The following is a 694-nucleotide window of genomic DNA, read 5'->3' as shown; positions in this document are numbered from 1 at the left end:
TCGTCCAGCTCCCGCGAGACGACCGTGATCACCCCGCCGTCGGCATCCACGATCCGGTCGCCGGGGGCCAGCTCGCCCGCCTGCACCCAGCCGCGCCCCTCGACATAAAGCGGATGCTCCGCCGTCACGCCGAGACGTGAGCTCTGCCCCGACGCCTCCAGCCCCAGCCAGACCAGATCCGTCGCCTGACGCCCCATGATCGCGGCCACGGGATAGGGCCCGACCTCCCCCGTCTCCTCGTTCCGCGCGATCACCAGATCGCCCTCGCGCAGGTCCTCGATCCGGACCTTGCCAGAGGGCGTCAGGACCTCCGTCCCCTCCGGGAAGGACGAGCCTGCCTGCATCAGCGCGCCGACCATCTCGTCGAGCGGCGTGTCGCAGCCGCAGGACGGCACGATCGCCTCGAGCAGACATTCCGTCGCGATCTCCTGGGTGTCGATCGGCTGACCGTTCAGAAGCGCGGTGCTGACATGACCCACCGTGGGTGGGTGTCCGGCATGAATGAAATCAACGGCTTGGCGGCGCGTTTTAAGGATTTGTTCAGAGACTGAGGCACACGGCACCCTACCCGGCCTTCGCAACACGGCTGCGCCCGAGGGCGTCAGCCCATGTCACTTGTCCGCCGGAGGTATCCATGTCGACGACAGATCGGGCAGTCCCCTTACCTTCTTTTCATACTGCGCCTCATTCCAAG

The 694-nt window shown here is 66.6% G+C and carries 1 protein-coding gene; it reads right to left on the bottom strand.

Annotated features, from left to right (window positions below; translation table 11 throughout):
- Positions 1 to 479: polymorphic toxin-type HINT domain-containing protein (locus P0645_RS19275; RefSeq protein ID WP_284166177.1), on the bottom strand; the 479-nt coding region annotated here is incomplete at its 3' end.
- Between the last annotated feature and the right edge of the window lie 215 nt (positions 480 to 694).

Origin of the sequence: Frigidibacter sp. SD6-1, assembly GCF_030143255.1 — a bacterium.
Lineage (GTDB): Bacteria > Pseudomonadota > Alphaproteobacteria > Rhodobacterales > Rhodobacteraceae > TMP-24.
This window is presented reverse-complemented; position numbering and strand designations above follow the sequence as displayed.